This window comes from Methylobacterium endophyticum (assembly GCF_050591105.1).
Taxonomy (GTDB): Bacteria; Pseudomonadota; Alphaproteobacteria; order Rhizobiales; family Beijerinckiaceae; genus Methylobacterium.
This window is the reverse complement of sequence record NZ_JBNHES010000007.1, coordinates 1-24,322: the sequence shown is the minus strand read 5'-3', so window position 1 is coordinate 24,322 and position 24,322 is coordinate 1. Positions and strand designations below refer to the sequence as shown.

Sequence of the window (24,322 nt, the reverse complement as noted above, 5' to 3'; positions counted from 1 at the left end):
GCCTTGCCTGAGGACGGACTGGCCGGTGCGGATCGCGCGGGCTCCGGGCCGCCGGCACGGTCCCGCGAGCCTTTCCGCCGTCATCGGTCTATAAGCGCCGAAAGCGCCTTCATTCCAATTGAATTTTGCATTATGCATTCAATTTGAACGGGTCCAACGAGGCACGGCGCCTTCGGGAGAGAACGACACGATGGCAGCGACAGCGCAGCCCGAGGGCGGCGTGCCCAAAGCCGATGCGACCGGGGCCGGCTCGCCCAAGGCCAGCCCGCGCGCCACGGCACGCGCGGCCGCGGGTCTGCCCCGGCGGCTGGCGGAAGCCCTCCAGGGCGAGGTTCGCTTCGACGCCTTCACGCGTGGGCGCTACGCCACCGACGCCTCGATCTACCAGATCATGCCGGCCGGCGTCGTGCTGCCGAGGACCGCCGCCGACATCGCCGCGACCCTGACGATCGCCGCCGAGCACGAGGTGCCCGTCATCATGCGCGGCGGCGGCACCTCGCAGAACGGCCAGCCCATCGGCTCGGGTCTGGTGGTCGACTGCTCGCGCCACTTCAACGACGTCCTCGCCTACGATCCCGAGGGCGGCACCGTCACCGTCGCGCCGGGCATGGTGCTGGAGCGGCTGAACAGCCGCGTGAAGGCCGATGGCTGGTTCTTCCCCGTCGAGCCCTCGACGGCGACCCGCTGCACCATCGGCGGCATGGCCGGCAACAACTCCTGCGGCGCCCGCTCCCTGCGCTACGGCAAGATGAGCGACAACGTCCTCGCCATGGAGGCGCTGTTCCACGACGGCGAGCCCTTCGGCTTCGGCCTGACAGGCAACGATGCCAGCGGCGCCACCGGCTCCGCGCGCGCGGAAGACCTCGCCCGGCGGATGCTGGCGCTCGCGGCCTCCGAACGCGCCGAGATCGAGCGGATGTATCCGAAGGTGCAGCGCCGGGTCGGCGGCTACAATCTCGACAGCCTGATCGAGCCGCGCCCGAACCTCGCGCATCTCCTCGTCGGCTCCGAGGGCACGCTCGCCGCGACCACCTCCGTGACCTTGAGGCTCTCGCGCCTGCCGGCGCACCGGGTGATGGGCGTGTGTCATTTCCCGAGCTTCCGCGACGCCATGGAGACGACGCGCCACATCGTCGGGCTGAACCCGGTGGCGGTGGAGCTCGTCGACAACAACGTGCTGGTGCTCGGCGCCGACATCCCGCTCTTCCGCGCGACCCTCGCCGACATCACCCGTGGCCGCCCGAACTGCCTGCTGCTCACCGAGTTCGCCGGCGACGACCGCGCCGCGCTCGACGCGGACCTCAAGCGCCTCGATGCCTGCATGGCCGATCACGGCTTTCCCGACGCGGTGGTGGAGGTGGTCGAGCCCGCCCGGCAGCGATCGGTCTGGGAGGTCCGGGAAGCCTGCCTCAACATCATGATGTCGATGAAGGGCGACGCCAAGCCGATCTCCTTCATCGAGGACTGCGCGGTCCCCCTCGAACACCTCGCCGACTACACAGACGCCGTCACCGAGGTGTTTTCCCGGCACGGCACGCGCGGCACCTGGTACGCGCACGCCTCCGTCGGCTGCCTGCATGTCCGCCCGATCCTGAACATGAAGGACGGCGGCGACGTCACCAGGATGCGCGCCATCGCCGAGGAGACCTCGGAGCTGGTGCGGCGCTATCACGGCTCCTATTCCGGCGAGCACGGCGACGGCATCTCGCGCTCGGAATTCGTGGAGCCGCTGTTCGGGGCCCGGCTGACCCGCGCCTTCGAGGCGGTGAAGGACGGGTTCGACCCCGACAACCACCTGAATCCCAACAAGATCGTCCGCCCGCTGAGGATGGACGACCGCGCGCTGTTCCGCTTCAAGCCGGATTACGCGGTGGCGCCCGTGGCCACCGCCCTCGACTGGTCGGACTGGGGCGGGCTCGGCGGCGCCGTCGAGATGTGCAACAACAACGGCACCTGCCGGAAGCTCGCGGGCGGCGCCATGTGCCCCTCCTACCGCGCCACGCGCGACGAGCAGCATCTCACCCGAGGCCGCGCGAACGCGCTCCGGCTCGCCCTCTCCGGCCAGCTCGGCGAGGACGCCTTCACCGGCCACGAGATGAAGCGCGCCCTCGACCTGTGCGTCTCCTGCAAGGCCTGCCGGCGGGAATGCCCCACCGGCGTCGACATGGCCCGGATGAAGATCGAGTTCCTGCACCACTACCACGCGCGGCACGGGCTGCCGCTGAAGGAGCGGCTCGTCGGCGAACTCCCGCGCTATGCTGGCGTCGCGGCGCTGCTCGCGCCTCTCCTGAACCTGCGCGACCGCATCCCCGCCCTCGCGCGCCTGTCCGAGCGGGTGGCCGGGCTCTCGGCGCGGCGCAGCCTGCCGCGCTGGCGCCGGCCCTGGGCCGAGACCGGCGAGCCGGCCCATCCGCAGGACGTCGCCGGCGACCTGCGCGACGTCGTCCTGTTCGGCGACACCTTCAACCGCGCTTTCGAGCGCGAGAACCTGGAGGCGGCCGAGCGCGTGCTGATCGCCGCCGGCTACCGCCTGCACCGGGTCTTCCCGGCGAGCGGGCGGCGTCCGCTCTGCTGCGGGCGGACCTATCTCGCCTCCGGCCAGACCGACAGGGCCCGCGCCGAGGCCAGGCGCACCCTCGACGCGCTGGTGCCCTTCGTGAAGGCCGGCGCGCGGATCGTAGGGCTGGAGCCCTCCTGCCTCCTCACCTTCCGCGACGAGTTCGCCGCGCTGCTGCCTGGCGAGGACGCCGCGATCCTGGCGGGCGGCAGCCTGCTCTTCGAGGAGCTGCTGGCGGCCGATCTCGCGGCGGGGCGCATCGCGCTGCCGCTCGCCGACCAGGGCGGCCGGGTGGCGCATCTGCACGGCCATTGCCACCAGAAGTCCTTCGGCGCGATGGGGGCGGTGGAGAGCGTGCTGCGCCGGGTGCCGGGCCTCGACGTCAGGGTCATCGAGTCGAGCTGCTGCGGCATGGCCGGCGCCTTCGGCTACGGCGCCGCCACCATCGACGCCTCGTTCGCCATGGCCGAGCTGTCGCTGTTTCCGGCGCTCCGCGAGGCCGGTCCCGACGATCTCGTCGTCGCCGACGGCACCTCCTGCCGCCACCAGATCCATGACGGGCTCGGCCGCGAGGCGGAACATGTGGCCAGAACACTCGATCGCGCCATGACGTCTCGACACTGAATACGCTCGGGCCTAAACGTTGCAGGATATCGCTTTTCCGCCGTTCGACATCGTTGACACATGAACAAGATTGAGCCCGGCCTCGGCATCAACCGGCGCTACCTCCACGACGAGGTCGCGGACCGGATGCGCGAGCTGATCCAGTCCGGCGAGATGGAGCCGAAGGCCCGCGTCAACGAGGGCGAGCTGACCGAGCGCTTCGGCATCTCGCGCACCCCCTTGCGCGAGGCGATCAAGATCCTCGCCACCGAGGGGCTGCTGGAGCTGCTGCCGAATCGCGGGGCGCGCGTCGCCAGCATCTCGCAGGTCGAGATCGAGGAGATGCTCGAGGTCATCGCCGGCCTGGAGGCGACCGCCGCCGACATCGCCTGCCGCACCGTCAGCGACGCCGAGATCGCGACCATCGAGGCCGACCACGACGAGATGGTCGTCGCCTTCAAGCGGGGCGACGAGGGGGAGTATTTCCGGCTCAACCGCCTCATCCACGAGGCGCTGATGGCGGCGGCCCGCAACACGACCCTGACCGGCATCTACACGAGCCTGTCCGGCCGCATCCAGCGCTCGCGCTACACCGCCCACCAGACCGCCGCGCAATGGGCCCGCGCCGTCTCCGAGCACGAGCAGATGATCGCGCTCCTGCACGCCCGCGACGGCGCCGCCCTCTCCCGCCTGATGCGCGAGCACATCCGCGGCAAGAAGACCGTCATCGCCGAGAATTTCGGAGACGCCGCCGTCGAGGCGTGAGGCACCCTCACGCCGCGTCGTTGAGCGAGCGCAGGTTGGCCACGAGGTCGGTGAAGCGGTCGCCCTGCACCACCACATGCGCGCGCAGCACATCCGCCGCGCGCAGCTCGTCCCCCGACAGGATCGCCTCGACGATCGCCGCGTGCTCGGCGAGCGACTGGCCGAGCCGGTGCCGGGCCCTGAGCTGGAGCCGGCGATAGGGCGCGAGCCGCCGATGCAGGGTGCGCGCCTGTTCGCACAGAAAGGGATTGCGGCAGGCCCGGTAGACCACCGCGTGGAAGACATAGTTCTCCTGGTAGTAGCGCTCCGGGTCCTCGTCTTCGGCGGCGAGGGTGCAGGCGGCGAGCGCCGCCTTGAGCGCCGCCTCGTCCTCCGCCACGAGCCGGCGCGACGCGAGCCGTCCGCAGGCCGCCTCCAGCTCCGCCATGGTCTCGAACATCGCCAGCAGGTGCTGCGGCTCCGGCGCGCTGACGATGGCGCCGCGCCGGGGCTTGGTCTCGACGAGCCCGGTCATGGCGAGCTGGATCAGCGCCTCCCGGATCGGCGTGCGCGACACCCCGAACCGCTCGGCGAGCTGCACCTCGTCGAGGCGCGAACCGAGCGCGAGACGCCCCTCGACGATCTCGTCCTCGATCGCCTGCTTGAGGCGCTTGGCGTGGTTCATGGCCGTCCTCCCGGCCGTTCGCGCCGGCCCGTTCCCGGCAAACCTCTTCCCTCACGCAAAATTATGCAAGAGCGTTGACAAAATATACAAGAACTGGCTTTCTTCATAACAGATAGTGCATTGCGTATAAAATATTGCACTGCACAATAACCGCCGCACCGGCGGACACGGGAGAGAGACGCCATGCCTGTGACACGACGCAGCCTCCTCGCCACGGGCCTCGCCGCCCCCGCCATCCTCGGCCTGGGCCTCGGCGGCGCGCGGGCCGCGACCACCCTGAAGCTCTCCCACCAGTTCCCCGGCGGCACCATCGAGGAAGGCGACTTCCGCGACCGCATGTGCCGCAAGTTCGCGGCGGCCGTCGCCGAGCGCTCGAAGGGCGCGATGGAGGTGCAGGTCTATCCGGGCTCGTCGCTGATGAAGACGAACGCCCAGTTCGGCGCCATGCGCAAGGGCGCGCTCGACATGTCGCTCTATCCCTCGCCCTATGCCGGCGGCGAGGTGCCCGAGCTGAACATCGGCCTGATGCCGGCGCTGGTGACGTCCTACGCGCAGGCCGTCGCCTGGAAGGCCGCCCCGGTCGGCCGGAAGCTCACCGAGATCCTCGATTCCAAGGGCATCGTGCTCGTCTCCTGGGTCTGGCAGGCGGGCGGCGTCGCGAGCCGCGAGCGGCCCCTGCTCGTTCCCGACGACGCCAAGGGCATGAAGGTCCGCGGCGGCTCGCGCGAGATGGACCTGATGATGAAGCAGGCGGGCGCCGCGACCCTCTCGATCCCCTCGAACGAATCCTATGCCGCCATGCAGACGGGCGCGTGCGATGCCGTCATCACCTCCTCCACCAGCCTGATCTCGTTCCGCCTGGAGGAGCTGTCGAAGGCCCTGACCTCGGGCCGCGAGCGCTCCTACTGGTTCATGCTCGAGCCGATCATGATGTCGAAGATCGTCTTCTCCGGCCTGCCGAAGGACCAGCAGGATCTCATCATGAGCGTCGGCGCGGAGCTCGAATCCTTCGGGCAGGCCGGCGCCAAGGCCGACGACACCAAGGTCGAGGAGGTCTTCGGCAAGGCCGGCGCCAAGGTCCAGTCCATGGACGAGGCGACGTTGGGCAAATGGCGCGACATCGCCCGCGATACCGCCTGGAAGGACTTCGCCAACAAGAGCGCCTCCTGCGCCGATCTCCTCAAGCTCGCCGAGCAGGCCGCGTGAGCCACGCCTTCGACGCGGCCTCGGCGGCGGCGGATGCCGGCCGCCCCCCCGAGACGACCCGCCTGCCGGGCGTCCTCGGGAGCATCGACCGGGCCGTGCGCGGCCTGAACCACGCCATCATGCTCCTGGGCGGCGTGGCCCTGGTCTGCGCCTGCCTGGTGCTCAGCTACAGCGTGGTGGTGCGCTACGTGCTCCACCAGCCCACCGACTGGCAGGACGAGATGGCGGTGTTCCTCATCGTCGGGGCGACCTTCTTCTCGGCCGCCGCCGTGCAGTCGAAGCGCGGGCACGTCGCCATCGAGGCGCTGACGGGGCTGCTCTCGCCGGGCGTCAACCGCGCCCGCCTGCTGATGGCGGACGCGATCAGCTTCGTCTTCGTGACGTTCTTCGCCTGGAAGAGCTGGTCGCTCTTCCACGAAGCCTGGGTCGACGGGCAGGTCTCGCAATCGAGCTGGGGGCCGCCGCTGTGGATCCCCTACGCGCTGATGGCGGCGGGCATGAGCCTGCTCGGGCTCCAGCTCCTCCTCCAGATCGCGGAAGCCGTCCTCCACGGCCCGAAGGCGGCCGGCTTCGACAAGCCGAAGATCGGCGTCGGCGCCGACGTGAACGCAGACATGCACGGCCGCCCGGACGTGACCCCGAAAGGCCCCGACGTGATGGGACCCCGCTCATGAGCACCGCCGCGATCGGCTTCCTCTATGCCGGGGCGACGCTCTCGGCGATGCTCGCGGGCATCCCCATCGCCTTCGCGCTGGGCTTCGTGGCGCTGGCCTTCATGTTCGCGTTCATGCCCGCCGCCTCCCTCGATACGGTGGCCCAGAACGTCTACGAGGAGATGGCCTCGATCACCCTGCTCTCGATCCCGCTCTTCATCCTGAAAGGCGCCGCGATCGGGCGCTCACGGGCCGGCCAGGATCTCTACTCGGCCATGCATGCCTGGATGCACCGCATCCCCGGCGGGCTCGGCATCGCCAACGTCTTCGCCTGCGCGCTGTTCGCGGCCATGGCGGGGTCCTCGCCCGCCACCTGCTCGGCCATCGGCTCGGCGGGCATCCCGGAGATGAGGAAGCGCGGCTACTCGCCGGGTTTCGCGGCCGGCATCATCGCGGCCGGTGGCACGCTCGGCATCCTGCTGCCGCCCTCGATCACCATGATCCTCTACGCGGTGGCGGCCGAGCAGTCGCTGGGGCGGCTGTTCCTCGCGGGCATCGGGCCGGGCTTCCTGCTGGTGGCGCTGTTCGCCGGCTGGGCCATGTTCCGGTTCCGCTCGGAATACGCCGCCGCCAAGGCCGCCTACGAACGCTCCGGCACGCAGTCGGCGATCCTCAAGGAGGATGCCTACAGCATGCGCGAGCGCTTCTCGACGCTGCCACGGGTGATGCCCTTCGTCATCCTGCTCACCGGCGTGATGGTGGCGCTCTACGGCGGCTACGCCACGCCCTCCGAGACGGCGGGCCTCGGCGGGCTGCTGGCGCTGGCGCTGATCGCGGTGATCTACGGGGTCTGGCGGCCGAGCGGCATCAGCCCGATCCTCACCGCGACGCTGCGGGAGTCGACCATGCTGATGCTCATCATCGGCATGTCGCTGCTCTACGCCTACGTGATGAGCTACCTGCACATCTCGCAATCGGCGGCCTCGGCCATCGTGGCGATGCAGCTCTCGCCCTGGGTGCTGCTGGTGACGATCCTCGGGCTCGTGATCCTGCTCGGCTTCTTCCTGCCGCCGGTCTCGATCATCCTGATGACGGCGCCGATCATCCTGCCGCCCTTGAAGGCCGCCGGCTTCGACCTCGTCTGGTTCGGCGTGGTGATGACCATCACCATGGAGATGGGCCTGATCCACCCGCCGGTGGGCCTCAACATCTTCGTCATCAAGAACATCGCGCCCGACATTCCGCTCAAGGACATCATCTGGGGCACGCTGCCCTTCGTGATGCTGATGGCGGTGGCGATCCTGCTGCTCTGCCTCATGCCGGGCATCGCCCTGTGGCTGCCGGACCTGCTGCTGCCGACGACGCGGTAGGCGGGACGGAACGGGACCGAAGGGGCGGCGCGGGAGCGCCGCCCCTCTTCGTTCGCGGGCGGTGCCGGCTCAGTGCCGGCCCATCACCACGCGCAGCTTCTCGGCCAGATCCTCGCGCAGATAGGGCTTGCTGAGCAGCGGCTGATCCGCCGGGACGCCGTGCTCGCCGAGCGCCGAGCCGGTATAGCCCGAAGTCAGTAGCACCCGCAGGCCCGGCCGGTGGCGCCGCGCCTCCACGGCGAGCTGCACGCCGTTGGTGCCGCCGGGCATGACCACGTCGGAGAACAGGATGTCGATGCGCTCGGGGCCCTTGAGCCGGTCCAGGGCGGCGACGGCGTGGGTCGCGGTCAGGGTGCGGTAGCCGAGCTCGGCCAGGCTCTCGACGGCCATCTCGAGCACCCCCGGCTCGTCCTCCACCACGAGCACGACCTCGCCGTCCGACGCGCGGCGCAGGGGCATGCCGCCCTCGGGCCGGACCTCCGCCGCCCGCTCGGAGGAGCGCGGCAGGTAGATGCGGATCGTCGTGCCTCGCCCCGGCGCGCTGGCGAGGGCGACATGGCCGCCGCCCTGCTTGGCGAAGCCGTAGACCTGGCTGAGGCCGAGCCCGGTGCCCTTGCCGACGTCCTTGGTGGTGAAGAACGGCTCGAAGGCCTGCGCCGCCGTCTGCGCGTCCATGCCGACGCCGGTATCGCTCACGCAGACGAGCACATAGGCGCCGGGCGCGAGCTCGGGCGGGGCCGGCCGCTCGGGATCGGGCACGACGACATTGGCGGTGGCGATGGCGAGCGTGCCGCCCCCCGGCATGGCGTCGCGCGCGTTGACGGCGAGGTTGAGCACGGCGCTCTCGAACTGGCCCGGATCGAGCCGGACGGGATCGAGGGCCGGATCGAGGTCGAACTCCACCGAAACGGTCTCGCCGACCGCGCGGCGCAGCAGGGTGCGGAAATCCGTGAGCAGGCGGTTGGGGTTGACGGTCTCGGGCCGCAGCACCTGCCGGCGCGAGAAGGAGAGCAGCTTCTCCGTCACCTCGGCGCCGCGCCGCGCCGCCGTCATCGCGGAACCCGCCAGCCGCTCGACCCGCCCCCTGTCCTCGGGCCGGCGCATGATCATGTCGAGATTGCCCACCACGATGGTGAGCAGGTTGTTGAAGTCGTGCGCCACGCCGCCCGTGAGCTGGCCGATGGCCTCCATCTTCTGGGCCTGGGCGGCGCGCTCCTGGGCCTGCCGCCGGTCCGTGGTGTCCATCACGATGCCGGCGAGGCTCAGCGGCTCGCCGGCCGCGTCGCGATGGGCCTTGCCGCGGACCGCCACCCAGCGGAGGGCGTCGTCGCCGGCCCGCCGGATGCGGAACTCCGCCTCGAACGCCCCCTGCTCCAGCGCCTCCTTCAAGGCGGTGTCGACGGACGGCCTGTCCTCGGGCAGCACATGCGCGCGGAACTCCGCGACGCCCCAGCGGGGCTGGAGGGTGTCGTAGCCGAAGATCCGGTCGTGGCGCGGGGAGCGGCGCGAGACGCCGGTGGCGAGGTCGAGCTCCCAATCCCCCATGCAGGACGCGTCCAGCGCGATGGCGAGGTTGTCGCGGGCGCGCTGAAGCTCGGCCCGCTGGCGCTCGGTGGCGACGGCGGTCCGCTCCGCATGACCGTAGAGGAAATCGACCTCGCGCAGATAGACGCCGAGCAGCACGATGCCGGCGATCAGCGCCTCCAGCCTCCCGGCGAACCAGCCCACCGTGCCGCGCGCGGCGCCGGGCAGGGTGACGAGGTTGTCGAGCACGAGCAGGAACAGCGCCACCGCCAGCCAGAGCTGGAGCACCGTGCGCAGGCGGGTGGTCCAGCAGAGCGTGACGAGCGCCAGCACGGTGAGCGCGACCACAGCCGGCCCGATCCCGGAGGTGGTCAGCAGCCAGTAGTCGTCGCCCTCCACCGCCTTCGGCAGGAGATGGGCGTAGCCGGAGACGCCGAAGGTCAGCAGGCCCACGGCCGCCGCCGTCGCCAGGATCGACAGGCCCTCCGCCGCCGTCACGGAGGCGGAAGGCACGAGCCGGCTGCGGCCGCCGCCCTCCATGATCGCATAGGGCAGCGCGAAGAGCGGCGGCGCCACATGCCAGAGCACCCACAGCCAGATCGTCGTCTCGGGCCCGCTGCCGAGGATGCGCCCCGGCGCCAGCCCGTTCGGGAAGGACAAAAGCTGCGCCAGCACGATCAGCGCCGTGGCGAGGCTGCCGGCGCCGAGCATCAGCAGGCCCGCCGAGCGCGTGCGCCGATATTGCGTGAAGAGCAGGCAGGTCGTGACGGCGTAGACCGTCAGCAGCGCCGACTGGTAGACCGGCACGAAGCCCGGCATCGGCGGCATCGGCCGGCTCGCCACGGGCAGCAGCGCGAGGGTGGCGGCGGAGAACAGCGCGCAGACGAAGACCGCGAAACGGCGCTGCACGGGCGTGGCGCAGGCGGTGGCGAGGGTCGGCAGGACCGGCGCGGGCTCGACGTCGTGCATGCGATGCGGCTCGGGCCATCTACGCGACGCGCTGGGCGCGCAACTCGGAAATACCGCGCGCGAGTCTATCACCGGTGGCAGGCGGCGATAGGGGCTACGCGGCGAAAGCCAGACGGTCTCGACTTGCAGTCACGGCACCCTCCGGCATCCTCCCGGCGAGAAGGGAGATCGGCATGGCGCGCGACAGGGGGCTGGAGGAGCTGATCCGGGAGCGCCTGGACGGGATGCCCGGCATCGTCGAGACGACGATGTTCGGCGGCCGCGCCTGGCTCCTCCACGGCCATCTGGTCTGCGGCGCGCGCGACGACGGGATGCTGGCGAGACTCGGCCGGGACCGCGACGGCTGGGCCCTGGCGCTGCCGGGCATCGCCGTGATGACCTCCGGCGAACGGGCGATGCGCGGCTGGGTGCGCGCCACCGCCGACGCCTTCGGCGACGACGCCCTGCGGGAGCGGCTCATCGCCGCCGCCCTCGCCTTCGCCGGCTCCCTGCCGCCGAAATGAGCGCCGGGCTCAGCCCTGCGGCCACTCGCGGATGTCGACGAAGCGGCCGGCGACCGCCGCCGCCGCCGCCATCGCCGGGGACACCAGATGGGTGCGCCCGCGCGGCCCCTGGCGGCCCTCGAAATTGCGGTTCGAGGTGGAGGCGCAGCGCTCCTGCGGCCGCAGCTTGTCCGGGTTCATGCCGAGGCACATGGAGCAGCCCGGCTCGCGCCAGTCGAACCCGGCGGCCTTGAGGATGCGGTCGAGCCCTTCCGCCTCGGCCTGCGCCTTCACGAGGCCGGAGCCCGGCACCACCATGGCGGAGACGCCGTCATGGACCTTGCGGCCCTCGACCATCCTGGCGACGATCCGCAGGTCCTCGATGCGCCCGTTGGTGCAGGAGCCGATGAAGACCCGGTCCAGCGCGATGTCGGTCATCCGCATGCCCGGCGTCAGGCCCATATAGGCGAGGGCCTGCTCCTTCGACTGGCGCACGTTCTCGTCGGCGATCCCCGCCGGATCGGGCACGCTGCCCGCCACCGAGACCACGTCCTCGGGGCTCGTGCCCCAGCTCACCAGCGGCGGGAGGTTGGCGGCATCGAGCCGGATCTCGCGGTCGAAATGGGCGCCCTCGTCGGTGGGCAGGCTCTCCCAGTAGCGCCGCGCCGCGTCGAAGGCCGCCCCCTTCGGCGCCTTCGGACGGTCCTTCACATAGGCGTAGGTGGTCTCGTCCGGTGCCACCAAACCGGCGCGCGCGCCGCCCTCGATGGACATGTTGCAGACGGTCATGCGCCCCTCCATCGAGAGGGAGCGGATGGCCTCGCCCGCGTACTCGATGACGTGGCCGGTGCCGCCCGCCGTGCCGATCTCGCCGATGATCGCGAGCACGATGTCCTTGGCGCTGACGCCGGCCGGCAAACGGCCGTCGACGGTCACGCGCATGTTCCTCGCCTTGCGCTGGAGCAGCGTCTGGGTGGCGAGGACGTGCTCGACCTCCGAGGTGCCGATGCCGTGCGCCAGCGCCCCGAAGGCGCCGTGCGTCGAGGTGTGGCTGTCGCCGCAGACGATGGTCTGGCCCGGCAGGGTGAAGCCCTGCTCCGGCCCGATGATGTGGACGATGCCCTGGCGCCGGTCGAGGGCGTCGTAGAACTCGATGCCGAAGTCGCGCACGTTCTGGGCCAGCGTCTCCAGCTGGACGCGGCTGTCCGGGTCCTCGATGCCCTTGGAGCGGTCCGAGGTCTGCACGTTGTGATCGACGACGGCGAGGGTCTTCTCGGGATGGCGCACCGTGCGGCCGGCCACGCGCAGGCCCTCGAAGGCCTGCGGGCTCGTGACCTCGTGGACGAGGTGGCGGTCGATATAGAGGAGCGTGGAGCCGTCCGGCTCGACGTCGACGACATGGTCGTCCCAGATCTTGTCGTAGAGGGTGCGCGGGGCCGTCATGGGTTCGGTTTTCTGCGATGCCGGGCGATCGGAGTCGCCGCCGGAAGTGAAGGGCGTGACCCTTTAGTAATGGCGGCGGCGCCATTTCGGAAGTGGCGGCGGCGCGGGCGCCTCGCGGCGCGGGTCTTCCCGAGGCCGCATCCGCGACGCCCGAGGCGCTTGCCGCCCGGCGAGCCGGCGACCATGATCCGCCGCCGCCGGCATCCCCCCGGAACCGCTTCCGGCGGGGCCGTTTCCGGTCGGACAGGGAGCCGTCGTCATCGTGTCCAGTTCCCACCTGCCCGCGTGCCGCTCCCTGCCGCGTCCGTCCGCTCGGACGGGACGGACCGCCGGTGCCCTTCTCGCGCTGGCGCTCGGCGCCGCGACAGGCCCGGCCGGCGCGCAGGACGCGGCCGCCCCGCTCCCGCCCGCGACGGAGGCGCTCTTCGTCCCGAGCCTGCCGAAGACCGTCTCGGGGGTGCCGGGCACCTGGGACCTGTCGCGCGACGGCTCGCTCCGGCGCTGCGTGATGACGCTGGCCGAGGAATCCGGCCCCGCCGGGCGCCGCCTGCGCTACCCGGCCGGCTGCCGCCGCGCCCTGCCGATCCTCGGCGCCGTCGCCGGCTGGCTCTTCACCGACGCGGGGCTGCGCCTCGTGGACAAGGACCTGCGCCCGATCCTGATGTTCGGCCGCCGGCCCGACCAGCGCAGCCTGCTCGCCCTGGCCCAGACCGGCGAGACCTACAGCCTCGTGCCCCTCGATATCGTGGCGATGGCGCCGCCGAAGCCCGCCGGAGAGGCCGCCGCTCCCGACGCCGCTGCCCCCGACTCCGCCGCGTTGAGGTCCACCCCGGAATTCGACGCGCCCACCGCGCCGCCCCTCGACGGGGCGACGACGGGGACCGTGCCCCCGGCGGCCTCGCCGAAGGAGGCCGGGCCGATGCCGGGCCGGCCGGGGGTCTACGCCCTCGACCGCTACCGCGAGAAGGACGTCTGCCGGATCGACCTCGCCGCCGGGGCCGCCCCCGCCCCGGCGCGGATCCTGGAGGGCTGCCGCGACAGCGGGCTCGCGGTGTTCGACCCCGTATCCTGGAGCTTCGCGAAGGGCCGCCTGACGCTCAACGCCCGGCGCGGCCACACGGTCGAGCTCGTCCCCATGGGCGAGGGGGCCTGGCGGCGCGAGCCCGAGACCGGCACGACCTTCGTGCTGCGCCGGATCGAACCCTGAACCGCCTTTAACGGGGCGCCTGCGCCGGCAGCATGCGCTCGTGCACGCCGTCCTTGCGGATGGCGACGTGCCAGACGGTGCCGGCGACATGCAGGATCACCAGCGCGTAGACTGCCCATTGCCCGACGAGATGGACGCTCTCGAAGACCTCGTGCAGCGCGTCGTTCTTGGGCAGTCCGGGAATGTCGAACAGCCAGAAATACGGCGTCGCGCGGCCCCGGAAGGCGGAGAGCAGGTAGCCGCTCACCGGCATGATCAGGAAGATCGCGTAGAGCAGCCAGTGGTTGACGCGTGCCAGAAGCGCGAGGCCGCGAGGCGTCGCCGGATCGGGGGGCGCCGGGCGCAGCATCCGCCAGACGATGCGCCCGACCACCAGCGCGAAGATGGTGATCCCCACCGATTTGTGGAGCGTGAAGTAGGTGCCCTTGGCCGGCGCGTCGCGCGCGAGGCTCGCCGCGACCCAGGCGAGCGGCAGGACGGCGGCGACGAGCGCGGCGGTGATCCAGTGCAGCGCTTGGGCGACGGCGCCGTAGCGGCGCTCGACGGGAAGGGCGGTCGGGAGGAGCATCGGCGCCTTTCCTCAGAGCACAGCTGCGGAATCGCCCTCGTCGCGGCGCTCGCGACGGGGACGGCGCTCCAGGGCGGCCCTGCCGAGGGCGCGCAGCGGCGCGGTGAGGCGGCGCAGGTCGTCGGCCCGCTCCATCACGTTCTCGCCCTTGCGGATCTCCTTGTCGAGCCGCGCCATGGTACGGGCGAGCGCCGGATCGTCGTCGTCGAGCCAGGTCTCGACCACGCGCGCGAAGGCCACCACCGAGCCCTGGAGCTTCAGCCGTCCGAGGGGGCCCTCGGTGTCGATGCCGGCCGCGGCGAGCATGTAGCGGTGCGAGTTCAGCGCCACGCCGTTCAGGGCCAGCATCGAGAGCGGGTCGCCCTTCATCGCGAAGGCGATGCGCCGGAGCGCCGGCTTGTAGGGTGCCATGGCGTCGAGGCGCCGCATCAGCACGTCGAACAGGCGCTCGCGGGTGGGCTCGTCGGCGAGGTCGGACGTGTCGCCCTCCAGCACCTTGCGGTCGAGCATCCGGGCGAGGCCGCCGAGCACGGCGCCCTTCGAGGGAAAGAGGTCGCGCAGGTCCGCCAGGCTCAGGTTCGCCTCGCGGGCGATGTCGCCGACCTCGATGTCGTTCCAGGGCTGCTCGGCGGCGAGCCGCATGAGCGCCTCCACCGCCGCCTCGCGGGGATGGGCCTTCGGGGTCTCCGCAGGGGCGGCCGTGCCGGTGGTCTCGTCCGTGGGACGCGTCATGGCGCTTCGAGCTCCGTGGTCCGGGGTGAGGCGTATCCCGCCGCCTCCCATGTAGGGCCTCGCCCGCGATCCGGCAGCCCGTCCGCTTAGCCCGAGAGGGCGGCGGCGCGGGCGGCGGCGGCGGCGACGGCCTCCTCGAGGAGGTCCGGCAGCCCCCCTTCGCGCATGAGCACGGCGAGCGCCGCCGCCGTGGTGCCGCCGGGCGAGGTCACGTCGCGGCGCAGCTGCCCCGCCTCGATCGGGCTGGCGTCGAGGAGCGCGCCGGCCCCCGCCACGGTGGAGCGCGCCAGCCGGGCCGCCATCTCGGCGGGAAGCCCCGCCGCGACGCCAGCCTCTGCGAGCGCCTCGGCCAGCAGGAAGACATAGGCCGGCCCCGAGCCGGAGACGGCGGTGAGCGCGTCGATGAGCGCCTCGTCGTCGAGCCATTCGACGAGCCCGGCGGCGGCGAGCAGGGCATCGGCCGAGGCGCGCTGGTTCGGCGTCGTCTCGGGGCTGGCGACGGCGCCCGTGGCCCCGCGCCCGATGCTGGCGGGGAGGTTCGGCATGGCGCGCACCACGGCGCGGGCTTGCGGAAGCCGACGGCGCAGGTCGGCGACGGTCTTTCCCGCCAGGATCGAGACGACGAGGGTCTCGGGCCCGGCGAGCGGGGCCAGCGCCCCGGCGGCGGCGTCCAGCCCCTGCGGCTTGATCGCCAGCACGAGGGCGTCGGAGACGGGGGCCGCCTTCGGGTTCAGCCGGATGCCGCGGGCCGCGCAGAGGGCGGCGATCTCGGGCGAGGGCGCCGGATCGAGGATCACGGTCCGGGCGGGGTCGAGCCCGCCGGCGAGCCAGCCCGAGAGCATGGCGCCGCCCATCTTGCCCGCGCCGACGAGGGTCAGCGATCCGGGCAGGCGGCCCGGCGTCCCGCTCCCCGTCACCGGCTCAGGCCTCGCCCTCGGTCTCGAACAGCACCGCGTCCATGGCCTCTCGGGCGGGCTTGCCGGCCCAGAGCACGAACTGGAAGCCCTGATAGTAGCGCTCGCAGGCCTCGACGGCGGATTTCAGCATCATCGCGCATTGCGGCGCGGTGGGCACGGCGCCCCCCGCGAGCACGAGCGAATGGCGGAACATCACCACGCTGTCCGTCGACCACAGGTCGAAATGGCCGATCCAGAGCTGCTCGTTGATCATCGAGACGAGCTTGAGCACTTCCGGGCGGCGACGCTCCGGCACCTTGATGTCGAAGGCGCAGGCGACGTGCAGGGCCTCCACGTCCTCGATCCAGGTGAAGGCGACGTGGTAGTCCGCCCAGCGCCCGGCCACCTCCACCGACATCTCGTCGGTTTCGGCGCGGTCGAAGATCCAGTCGCGCAGGGAGGCGAGGCGCTCCACCACGTCGAGCGGATGCTCCGGCCGGTCGTGAACTTCGATGTCGACGTGCAACTGGGTCATGGGATTCCGGGCTCGCGGGCCATGCGGCCCGAAGCTTGATTGGGATAAGCAGTAAACGCGGCGTCGCAGCGCCCCGCATCAAGGACAGGGCCGCCCCGGAAAGGTTCGGCGTCTCGACGGGAAAGCTTAGGTGTTGCCGGCTCCACCGGGGGTGAGACGAATCAGTGCCTCACCGACTATAAACCGCGCAGGACTCGCGGTTCAAAGCGTTCCTTCGCTCCGGTGAACAAGAAAACGCACGGGACTCGCGGCTTCCTGTGCACAAACAGCCTCTTCGCGCCCGCCTCGGCCCGCCGAGGAGGCGCGAAACGCCCCGAAAACGCCTCAGGCGATCTCGGTGGCGCCGGCCGCCGGCCCGGCCTGCGTCCCCGCCTTCGCCTCCAGCGCGGCGACGCGGACGGCGAGCGCCTCGTTCTGGGCGCGCAGCGCCGCCACGAGGTCGCGCAGCACCTCGACCTCCTCGCGGGTGGCGACGTCGAGATCGCGGATCACGCGCTCGACCTGTCCCTTGACCAGGGTGCCGGCCTCGCGCCGCACGCCCTGCGCGGCGCCGGCCGCGTCGGTCACGATGCGGGCGAACTCGTCGAGGATGCGGTTCGAGGGCGGCATGATGCACTCCGATGGCGGGGCGCGCCGTCATGCGGGCCCATGCGTGCCGACATAGGAATCGGCGGAGTCCAGGGCAATGCGTGACGGCCCGGCGGCGGGGCCGCCCGGCGCCTCATCCACATGCCGCGCCGGCCGAAGGCACCTCCCCGCAAGGGATTGCGGGAGGTTTCCGGGCGCGGAGCGGAAACACAGCCTTACAAATCCCCTTCGGGAACGCCCTTCGACGCCTGCGCGCGAACGGGCATAAGGATCGCGTCCCTCACGCGAAACCGCCGATGACCACCTCTCCGACCCCCCACATCCTGCTCGTCGAGGACGACCGCGAGATCTCGAGCCTCGTGGCCCGCTACCTGCGCGCCAACGACTGCCGGGTCAGCCTCGCGGGCGACGGCCGCGAGATGGACCGCGTCCTCTCCGACGCCTCCGTCGACCTCATCGTGCTCGACCTGATGCTGCCGGGCGAGGACGGATTGAGCCTGTGCCGGCGCCTGCGCTCGGCCTCCTCCATCCCGATCCTGATGCTGACGGCGAAATCCGAGGAGATCGACCGCATCGTCGGGCTCGAGCTCGGCGCGGACGACTATCTCGCCAAGCCCTTCAACCCGCGCGAGCTGCTCGCCCGCATCCGGGCGGTGCTGCGGCGCGCGTCCGCCGAGCCTCCGGGGGACGAGGGCGCGCGCCGGCTCCACTTCGTCGGCTGGACGCTGGACGTGTCCCTGCGGCAGGTGCTCAGCCCCGAGGGGGCGCGCATCGCGGTGACGGGGGCGGAGTTCGACCTGCTCCACGCGCTCTGCCTGCGGCCGGGCCGGGTGCTCTCGCGCGACCAGCTCCTCGACCTCACGCAGGGCCGCGCCGCCGGCCCCTTCGAGCGCAGCATCGACGTGCTCATCAGCCGGATCCGCCAGAAGATCGAGCGGGACTCGCGCAACCCCGAGATCATCCGTACGATCCGGTCCGGCGGCTACCTGTTCACGCCGGAGGTGACGCGCTCGTGAGTCGGCCCCGCTTCCTCGCCGCGCTCTTCGCCCGGCTGCGCCCGCGCAGCATCGCCGGCCAGATCGCGCTGCTCGTCGTCGCGGCCATCGTGGTGGCGCACGCGGTGGCGACCATCGCCTTCGTGCTGCTGCGCGAGCCCTGGCGGCCGGACGATCATCCGGGGGTCGCCGCCAACCGTCTCGCCGTGATCGTCCGCCTCCTCGACGAGGCCCCGCCCGAGGAGCGCCCCGCGCTGCTGCGCCACGCCGCCGCCGCCCTGCCGTTCCTGCACATCGCCGCCTGGGACGGCAGCGGCGCTCCCGTCCCGGCGGACCTGTCGGACCATCCGGTGGTCCAGCGCATGCGCGACGGCGCCGGCCGGCCGATCACCGTCACCAACCTCGCCGAGAGCGCGAGCCACCTGCGCATCGGCGTGACCTCGCCGCGCGGCGCCTCCCTCCAGGCGAGCCTGCCCGACGAGTTCCTCGGGCCGCCGCGCCAGGGCGCCATCCTCTTCTCGGTGGTGTTCCTGGGCCTGACCCTGTCGCTGCTCACCATGTGGGCCGCCCGCGCCCTGACGGCGCCGCTCGCCCGGCTCGCCCGCTCGGCGGAAGCGTTCGGCACGCGGAGCGATCCGGTGGCGCCCCCCCGGCGCGGCCCGAAGGAGGTGCTCGCCGTCTCCCGCGCCCTCGACCGGATGCGCGAGCGCGTCCGCCGGCTCATCGACGACCGCACCCAGATGCTCGCCGCCATCAGCCACGACCTGCGCACGCCGATCACGCGGCTGCGCCTGCGGGCCGAGTTCATCGAGGACGAACATGTCCGCACCCTGACGCTACGCGACCTCGACCAGATGAACGCGCTGGTCGAGGCGGCCCTCTCCTTCGTGCGCGACGGCCAGGGGGGGGCCTCCGGCGGCACCACGCTGTTCGACCTCGCCTCCGTGGTGCAGACGGTCTGCGACGGCTTCGTCGACATGGGCGCGGACGTGCGCGTGGGCGAGAGCCGGCACATCCTGGTGCGGGGCCGGCCGGACGAGTTGCAGCGGGCGGTGACGAACCTCGTCGACAACGCCGTCAAGTACGGCGGCCGCGCCGAGCTGACCATGAGCGCTGGCCCGCGCACGGTCTTCGTGGAGGTCTGCGATTCCGGCCCCGGCATCCCGGAGGAGGAGCGCGAGGTGATGCTCCAGCCCTTCGTGCGCGGCGACCGGGCGCGCAACCTCAACGGCGCCAGCGGCTTCGGGCTCGGGCTCTCCATCGTGCTCGCCATCGTGGAGGCGCATCACGGCCGCCTGCTGCTCTCGAACCGGCCGGAAGGGGGCCTGCGCGCCCGCATCGAGCTGCCGCTCGCGGCGCAGGGGACGCCGCCGCAGCCGGGCGAGGACGCCCCGGCGCTGGCTCAGGCGGCGGAATAGCGCCGCGCGCGCCGGGAATTCGGTATCCGAACGTTTCCGGCGCCCGTTCCGCAACGCGGCGATACCGAGGGGCACCGGGCCGGAAACCCGCGCTTAACCACGATCGACGCTCACTCGTCAGCGGACCCGCCGCCGGGCGCAGCCGGCCGACCCCGAGCCCTGAGCCGTTCGATGACCTCGATCTCCAGCACCAACCTGTCCCAGCTCTTCGCCGCCCAGAGACCGCCGCCGCCCTCCGGCGGCAAGACCCGCGTCTCCGACGCCATCCAGTCTGAGGCCGCCTCCGGCCAGATCAGCGCCACCGACGCCACCGCGCTGACGAGCGCCCTCGATTCCATCGATTCGAGCCTGTCGGCCGACCGCGCCTCGGCGCAGAGCTCGTCCTCGGCGACCCCCGCCTCCTCGGGCTCGGACAGCCGCCTCGACCCGTCCAAGATCAAGGACCGCATCGACGGCCTGATCGCCGATCAGGTCACGAGCGGCACGCTCACCAGCGCCCAGGCCGACACCCTGAAGCAGATCTTTTCCGCGCAAGGCCCCGGCCAGCAGCAGGGCCAGCAGTCCGGCGGCGACGATCAGGACGGCTTCGGCATCGACGCGACGGGTTCGGGCGGCGGCACGGGCCGCGTCGGCCACGGCCACAGGGGGCCGCCGCCCGGACCGCCGCCGAGCGACGATGCCGCCGACGGCTCATCCTCGGCGACGAGTTCCGCGTCGAGCGATTCCGGCACGGATTCGGTGAGCGACCTGCTGAAAAGCTTCATCGCGCAGGTGCAGGCGAGCCAGTCGAGCGCCGCCGGCTACACCGGCAGCGGCTCCAGCAACGCCTACGGCCAGCAGAGTTCGGCGCTGCTGTTCGATTTCAAGAGCTGACATCGGCGATCTCCGCGGGGCGAAAACCGCCCGCGGAGGCCCCGCTCAGGTCAGGCGTCGAGCTTCGCCATCAACGCCTCGGAGAGGGCGAAGTTGACATAGACGTTCTGGACGTCGTCCTGATCCTCGATCACCTCGACCAGCCGCACCAGCTTCTCGCCGGTCTCGTCGTCGACGTCGATGGTGTTCTGGGCCTTCCAGACCAGCCCCGTGCGGCTCGGCTCGCCGAAGCGGGCCTCCAGCGCCTTCGAGACCTCGCCGAAGGCGTCCTGCGCGCAAGTGACCTCGTGGCCCTCCTCGTCGGAGCGCACGTCGTCGGCGCCGGCCTCGATGGCGGCCTCCAGCATCGCGTCGTCATTCGCCACGGCGGCCGGGTAGGCGATGACGCCGACGCGGTCGAATAGGAAGGCGACGGCGCCGGTCTCGGCGAGGCTCCCGCCGGACTTGGTGAAGGCCGAGCGCACGTCGGAGGCCGTGCGGTTGCGATTGTCGGTCTGCGCCTCGACGATCAGCGCCGCGCCGCCGGGGCCGTAGCCCTCGTAGCGGATCTCCTCGTAGTTCTCGCCCTCGCCGCCGGTCGCCTTCTTGATGGCGCGCTCGATGTTGTCCTTGGGCATGTTCTCGGCCCGCGCCGCGAGCACCGCCGCGCGCAGGCGCGGGTTCATCGCCGGATCGGGGGTGCCGAGCTTGGCCGCGACCGTGATCTCGCGGGCGAGCTTGCCGAAGAGCTTCGAGCGGACGGCGTCCACCCGGCCCTTGCGGTGCATGATGTTCTTGAACTGGGAATGGCCGGCCATGGCGTGCGATCGGTCGCTAAAAAGGCGTCGGGAGGGAGCGGGTTATAGGCCGCCGCCCGCCCGCGAGGCAACGCGGACCGCACGCGGGACGTTGAAGCTTTTTCGAGGAAACGCGCGAGGAGGAACGATGGCGAGCCGACGCAACCGGCCGCGCCGGCTCGGATGGGCTCTCGCCGCGCTCATGGGAGTCCTCGGCGGCGCGGTCCTGTTCCCGCGCCCGGCGAAGGGGAGGCAGCCCCCTCGACCATGAATGATGGCGTCCCCGGCAGGGCTCGAACCTGCGACCCCAGGTTTCATACCACTTCGGCTTTCGCCGCCGCCCCGCATGCGGAGCGTTCGTGGCCTGGACTATCCCTTCACCCTGGGCTCTCCGGCAGAGGGCCTTTAGGTGCCGCCCGTCTAGTCTCTACACCTTCCCGTCCGTGGCCGGACGGGCTTGGCTCGGGATCGGCAGGGCGCCTCGCGGCGCCGGGAGCGTTCCCCGAATTTGAGCGGATCCGCCGCGCGGTTTCCCGGTCGCGGCGCCCAATTCACGTCTTTTAGGAAACCTGTGCTCTGTCCAGCTGAGCTACGGAGACTGACCGGCGCCGTTCCTAGCACCGCGCGCAGGCGAAGGCCAACAGGATCGGCGACGCGCTGTGGTCTTCCGGTCGCGGCCCGCCGGCAAGCGGCGCGGCGGGGCAGAATCCGCCCCCGATGTCCGGCATGATGCGGGGGGCGAAGCGGGAGAAGCGGCCGTGTCGACGGGTCCGATCGGGGCGAGATCTTCGCGCGGCGCCCGCCGGATGGTGTCGGCGGCCGTCCTGGCAGTCGCGGCATGGCCCGCCTTGGCGGCCCCGGCGCCCGGACCGGCGGAATGCCGGACCGCCCCGCCGACGGGCGATTCCATCGCCTCGGTCGGGGCGCGCGGCGAGATGCGGCTTTCCTCGGGCGGCAAGGCCGTGCTCGGCTCGGTCCGCTGGCCCGACGAGCCCGCGATGGCGGCGGCGGCCTATCGCTTCCTGGCGGAGTTCCGGGGGCGGCCCCTCGTCGTGACGGCGCGCGGCGAGCCGGACCGCTGGGGGCGCCGGCGCATCGACGCGCGGCTCTCGGGCGGGGACGGCGCGGCGGAGGCCGACCTCGCGGAAGGGCTCGTCGCGGCGGGGCTCGCCTTCGCGGAAGCCGACGAGGGCGACGTGCTCTGCCGCCCGACGCTGCTCTCCCTCGAGGACGCCCCGAGAGCCGCCGGAACCGGCGTCTGGGCGGAGCCGGTCGCCGCCGCCGGCGACGGGCCGGCGCTGCGGGGGCGGGCCGGCCGCTTCACCGTCGTCTCGGGGCGGCTGCTGCATGTCGGAGAGCGGCGCGCGCGCATCTATCTCGACTTCGCGCGACGGGGCGAGGACGGGCTGACCGTCATCGTGTCGAAACGCACTTGGCGTCGTTTGCTGGAACGTGGTTTGACTGCCGCCGGGCTGACAGGCCGAACCGTGCGCGCGCGCGGCATCGTCGAGATCCGGCGCGGGCCGACCCTCGACATCGCCAGCGCGGAGGCGATTCAGGTTCTGGACGACAGGGACCCCGCGGGCGTCCGGGCGGCGCCGGAGGGCGGGGAAGCGGAAGGGGAGCGGGCGCCGCGGCGCTGATCGGGATGGGCAGGGAGCTTTTCATCGGCCGCGAGGGGGATCGGCGGGGCGCGGGGCGCCGATCGCCGCATGCGATGCCGCGCGCGGTGCTGCCCGCGCTGGCCGCCGCGCTGCTCGGGCTCGCCGGCTGCGCGGGCGACCGCACGGGCTCGGTGATCGTGCCGGCGGCGGTGACGGTGCCGCCGGAGGCCCCGCGCACCACCACCGCCCGCGAGCGCGGCTCGGATGCCGACCATGCCAAGCTCGTCGCAGCCTTCGGGGGCGAGTACAGGGCGCCGGCGACGCTGCGGCTCCTCACCGAGGTCACGGACAAGCTGGTCAAGGCCGGCGAGCGGCCGGACCAGACCTATGCCGTGACGCTTCTCGACTCGCCCGTGGTCAATGCCTTCGCGCTGCCGAACGGGCGGCTCTACGCCACGCGCGGCCTCGTCGCGCTCGCCGCCGACACCTCCGAGATGGCGGCGGTGCTCGCCCACGAGATCGCCCATGTGACGCTCGCCCACGCCAACGCCCGCACCGAGCTGGAGCTGCGCGCCCAGCTCGTCAGCAAGGTGGTGGCCGACGTGTTGAACGATCCGGCCACCGGCATGCAGTTGCAGAGCCAGTCCCGCTTCGCGCTGGCCAAGTTCTCGCGCGAGCAGGAGTTCGAGGCGGACGCGGCCGGGGTGAAGACCCTGGCGCGTGCCGGCTACGACCCGTTCGGCGCGGCCCGCTTCCTGACCGCCCTCAACCGCACCTCCGCGCTCAAGTCCGGCGGCGGCCAGGCCGAGCCCGACATGCTCGCCACCCATCCCGCGACGGGCGAGCGCATCGCCCTCGTCACCCGCGCGGCGCGTCTCATCGGCGCGCCGGGCCTCGGCGCCGACGACCGGGCGCGCTACCTCGCGGCGGTGGACGGCATCGCCTATGGCGACAACCCGGCGGAAGGCGCCGTGCGCGGGCGCCGCTTCATCCATCCGGGCCTCGGCATCGCCTTCGAGGTGCCCGACGCCTTCTCCATCGAGAACACCCGCAACGCTGTGCTCGGCACCACCAACGAGGGTAGCCGGCGCCTGCTGTTCGATCAGGTGGAAGCCAAGGACGGCCAGGAGCTCGGCGACGTGCTGAAAGCCACCTGGAACGACGCCATCGAGACGAACTCGGTCGAGACGCGCCCCATCGGCGGGCACCCGGCGGCGGTCGCCCTGTCGCGCGGGAAGGACTGGACCTTCCGGCTCGCCGCCATCCGCGTCGGCGACGCGACCTTCCGCATGATCATGGCGGCCAAGGGCGCCGTCGATCCCGATCCCGCCTTCCGGCGCTGGACGGCGAGCCTCTCGGCGGTGACGCCGGAGGAGGCGCGCTCCCTGCGCCCCTTGCGGATCGAGGTGGTGACGGCGGAGAGCGCCGCCGCCGACGAGCTCGCCCGCCGCATGGCGGTGCCGGACAAGGCGCTGGAGCGCTTCCTCGTGCTCAACGGTCTGGAACGCGGCGCGTCGCTCAAGATCGGCGAGCGCTACAAGATCGTCAGCGAGTAGTTTTCGCGGCGTCGAAGAGCCCGATGCTCTTCCCTCCCCCTCTGCGGCAGGGGAATCGCATATGAGTATCGTTGGCGTTGCGTTTTTGAGTTTGATCGATTCTGACCAAGCTTTTCTCTGTGAGGGGCCTGGCTGTGGTGGAGGATCTGCTCGTCATCCTGCGTGAAGTGCGCGATCCGCGTGACTTCACGGCCCGCCACGACTTGGGGGAGTTGCTGTTCCTGGCTCTGTGCGGGCTGGTGTGCGGCGAGAAGACCTGCGTCGAGATCGCCGACTTCGCCTCCGCCCACGAGGCGGAGTTCCGCGAAGTGCTGGCCCTGCGCCACGGCACGCCCAGC

The 24,322-nt window shown here is 71.9% G+C and carries 22 protein-coding genes; 13 read left to right on the top strand and 9 right to left on the bottom strand.

The genetic code is table 11. From position 1 onward, the window contains the following. Window positions 1-190 precede the first annotated feature (190 nt). Together ACP56T_RS09960 and ACP56T_RS09955 are read left to right on the top strand one after the other, a co-directional pair. Window positions 191-3,181: an FAD-binding and (Fe-S)-binding domain-containing protein gene (locus ACP56T_RS09960; RefSeq protein ID WP_430911995.1), complete on the top strand. Its 2,991-nt coding sequence runs from the start codon at window positions 191-193 to the stop codon at window positions 3,179-3,181. 60 nt (window positions 3,182-3,241) lie between these two features. Continuing rightward, window positions 3,242-3,925, top strand: coding sequence for a GntR family transcriptional regulator (locus ACP56T_RS09955; protein ID WP_430911994.1), 684 nt, complete (start codon window positions 3,242-3,244; stop codon window positions 3,923-3,925). Between the two features lie 7 nt (window positions 3,926-3,932). On the opposite strand, the gene ACP56T_RS09950 is transcribed toward ACP56T_RS09955, so the two are convergent. Continuing rightward, complete coding sequence (locus ACP56T_RS09950; protein ID WP_430911993.1) at window positions 3,933-4,589, bottom strand: GntR family transcriptional regulator; 657 nt, start codon at window positions 4,587-4,589, stop codon at window positions 3,933-3,935. A 183-nt stretch (window positions 4,590-4,772) separates the two neighbouring features. Here ACP56T_RS09950 and dctP point away from each other — a divergent pair, with 183 nt between their 5' ends. From dctP to ACP56T_RS09935, 3 genes are read left to right on the top strand one after another with little or no spacing between them, the layout of a single operon-like run. After that, window positions 4,773-5,795, top strand: coding sequence for a TRAP transporter substrate-binding protein DctP (gene dctP / locus ACP56T_RS09945; RefSeq protein ID WP_430911992.1), 1,023 nt, complete (start codon window positions 4,773-4,775; stop codon window positions 5,793-5,795). Beyond that, window positions 5,792-6,469, top strand: a complete 678-nt coding sequence (locus tag ACP56T_RS09940) for a TRAP transporter small permease (protein ID WP_430911991.1) — start codon at window positions 5,792-5,794, stop codon at window positions 6,467-6,469. The genes dctP and ACP56T_RS09940 overlap by 4 nt, the downstream gene beginning before the upstream one ends. Next, window positions 6,466-7,818, top strand: a complete 1,353-nt coding sequence (locus tag ACP56T_RS09935; protein WP_430911990.1) for a TRAP transporter large permease — start codon at window positions 6,466-6,468, stop codon at window positions 7,816-7,818. Before ACP56T_RS09940 ends, ACP56T_RS09935 begins: the two co-directional genes overlap by 4 nt. A 69-nt stretch (window positions 7,819-7,887) precedes the next feature. On the opposite strand, the gene ACP56T_RS09930 is transcribed toward ACP56T_RS09935, so the two are convergent. Further along, window positions 7,888-10,311, bottom strand: coding sequence for an MASE4 domain-containing protein (locus ACP56T_RS09930; protein WP_430911989.1), 2,424 nt, complete (start codon window positions 10,309-10,311; stop codon window positions 7,888-7,890). A 173-nt stretch (window positions 10,312-10,484) separates the two neighbouring features. Between ACP56T_RS09930 and ACP56T_RS09925 the strand changes: the two genes are divergently transcribed. Beyond that, entirely contained in the window at window positions 10,485-10,814 is a 330-nt protein-coding gene (locus ACP56T_RS09925) for a TfoX/Sxy family protein (RefSeq protein ID WP_430911988.1), read from the top strand. 9 nt (window positions 10,815-10,823) lie between these two features. On the opposite strand, the gene leuC is transcribed toward ACP56T_RS09925, so the two are convergent. Continuing rightward, the gene (leuC, locus tag ACP56T_RS09920; protein ID WP_430911987.1) at window positions 10,824-12,236 is read right to left on the bottom strand and encodes a 3-isopropylmalate dehydratase large subunit; all 1,413 of its coding nucleotides are present in this window, start codon (window positions 12,234-12,236) and stop codon (window positions 10,824-10,826) included. A gap of 262 nt (window positions 12,237-12,498) precedes the next feature. Here leuC and ACP56T_RS09915 point away from each other — a divergent pair, with 262 nt between their 5' ends. Continuing rightward, a complete protein-coding gene (locus tag ACP56T_RS09915) occupies window positions 12,499-13,443 on the top strand; it encodes an AprI/Inh family metalloprotease inhibitor (RefSeq protein WP_430911986.1) in 945 nt (314 codons plus the stop codon). 7 nt (window positions 13,444-13,450) lie between these two features. On the opposite strand, the gene ACP56T_RS09910 is transcribed toward ACP56T_RS09915, so the two are convergent. The 5 genes from ACP56T_RS09910 to ACP56T_RS09890 form a co-directional block, all read right to left on the bottom strand. Beyond that, on the bottom strand, window positions 13,451-14,011 hold the full coding sequence (locus ACP56T_RS09910) for a cytochrome b (protein WP_430911985.1): 561 nt from the start codon (window positions 14,009-14,011) through the stop codon (window positions 13,451-13,453). 12 nt (window positions 14,012-14,023) lie between these two features. Then, complete coding sequence (locus tag ACP56T_RS09905; RefSeq protein ID WP_430911984.1) at window positions 14,024-14,743, bottom strand: TetR/AcrR family transcriptional regulator; 720 nt, start codon at window positions 14,741-14,743, stop codon at window positions 14,024-14,026. 86 nt (window positions 14,744-14,829) lie between these two features. Continuing rightward, window positions 14,830-15,660, bottom strand: coding sequence for a pyrroline-5-carboxylate reductase (gene proC, locus ACP56T_RS09900; protein ID WP_430911983.1), 831 nt, complete (start codon window positions 15,658-15,660; stop codon window positions 14,830-14,832). A gap of 4 nt (window positions 15,661-15,664) precedes the next feature. After that, on the bottom strand, window positions 15,665-16,174 hold the full coding sequence (locus ACP56T_RS09895) for a type III secretion system chaperone family protein (RefSeq protein WP_430911982.1): 510 nt from the start codon (window positions 16,172-16,174) through the stop codon (window positions 15,665-15,667). Window positions 16,175-16,498: 324 nt separating this feature from the next. Continuing rightward, entirely contained in the window at window positions 16,499-16,783 is a 285-nt protein-coding gene (locus tag ACP56T_RS09890; protein ID WP_430911981.1) for an accessory factor UbiK family protein, read from the bottom strand. A gap of 275 nt (window positions 16,784-17,058) precedes the next feature. On the opposite strand from ACP56T_RS09890, the gene ACP56T_RS09885 reads away from it, so the two are divergent. The 3 genes from ACP56T_RS09885 (at window position 17,059) to ACP56T_RS09875 (ending at window position 20,048) form a co-directional block, all read left to right on the top strand. After that, window positions 17,059-17,778, top strand: a complete 720-nt coding sequence (locus ACP56T_RS09885; RefSeq protein WP_430911980.1) for a response regulator — start codon at window positions 17,059-17,061, stop codon at window positions 17,776-17,778. Then, window positions 17,775-19,175, top strand: a complete 1,401-nt coding sequence (locus ACP56T_RS09880; protein ID WP_430911979.1) for an ATP-binding protein — start codon at window positions 17,775-17,777, stop codon at window positions 19,173-19,175. Before ACP56T_RS09885 ends, ACP56T_RS09880 begins: the two co-directional genes overlap by 4 nt. 171 nt (window positions 19,176-19,346) lie before the next feature. Continuing rightward, a complete protein-coding gene (locus ACP56T_RS09875; RefSeq protein WP_430911978.1) occupies window positions 19,347-20,048 on the top strand; it encodes a hypothetical protein in 702 nt (233 codons plus the stop codon). 50 nt (window positions 20,049-20,098) lie between these two features. Here ACP56T_RS09875 and ACP56T_RS09870 read toward each other — a convergent pair whose 3' ends face one another. Beyond that, window positions 20,099-20,845: a YebC/PmpR family DNA-binding transcriptional regulator gene (locus tag ACP56T_RS09870; protein ID WP_430911977.1), complete on the bottom strand. Its 747-nt coding sequence runs from the start codon at window positions 20,843-20,845 to the stop codon at window positions 20,099-20,101. A gap of 737 nt (window positions 20,846-21,582) precedes the next feature. Between ACP56T_RS09870 and ACP56T_RS09865 the strand changes: the two genes are divergently transcribed. The 3 genes from ACP56T_RS09865 to ACP56T_RS09855 form a co-directional block, all read left to right on the top strand. After that, on the top strand, window positions 21,583-22,467 hold the full coding sequence (locus ACP56T_RS09865) for a hypothetical protein (RefSeq protein ID WP_430911976.1): 885 nt from the start codon (window positions 21,583-21,585) through the stop codon (window positions 22,465-22,467). A 74-nt stretch (window positions 22,468-22,541) separates the two neighbouring features. Continuing rightward, entirely contained in the window at window positions 22,542-23,984 is a 1,443-nt protein-coding gene (locus tag ACP56T_RS09860) for a M48 family metalloprotease (RefSeq protein WP_430911975.1), read from the top strand. Between the two features lie 137 nt (window positions 23,985-24,121). Further along, the coding region (locus tag ACP56T_RS09855) for a transposase family protein (protein ID WP_430911974.1) at window positions 24,122-24,322 on the top strand (201 nt) is incomplete at its 3' end.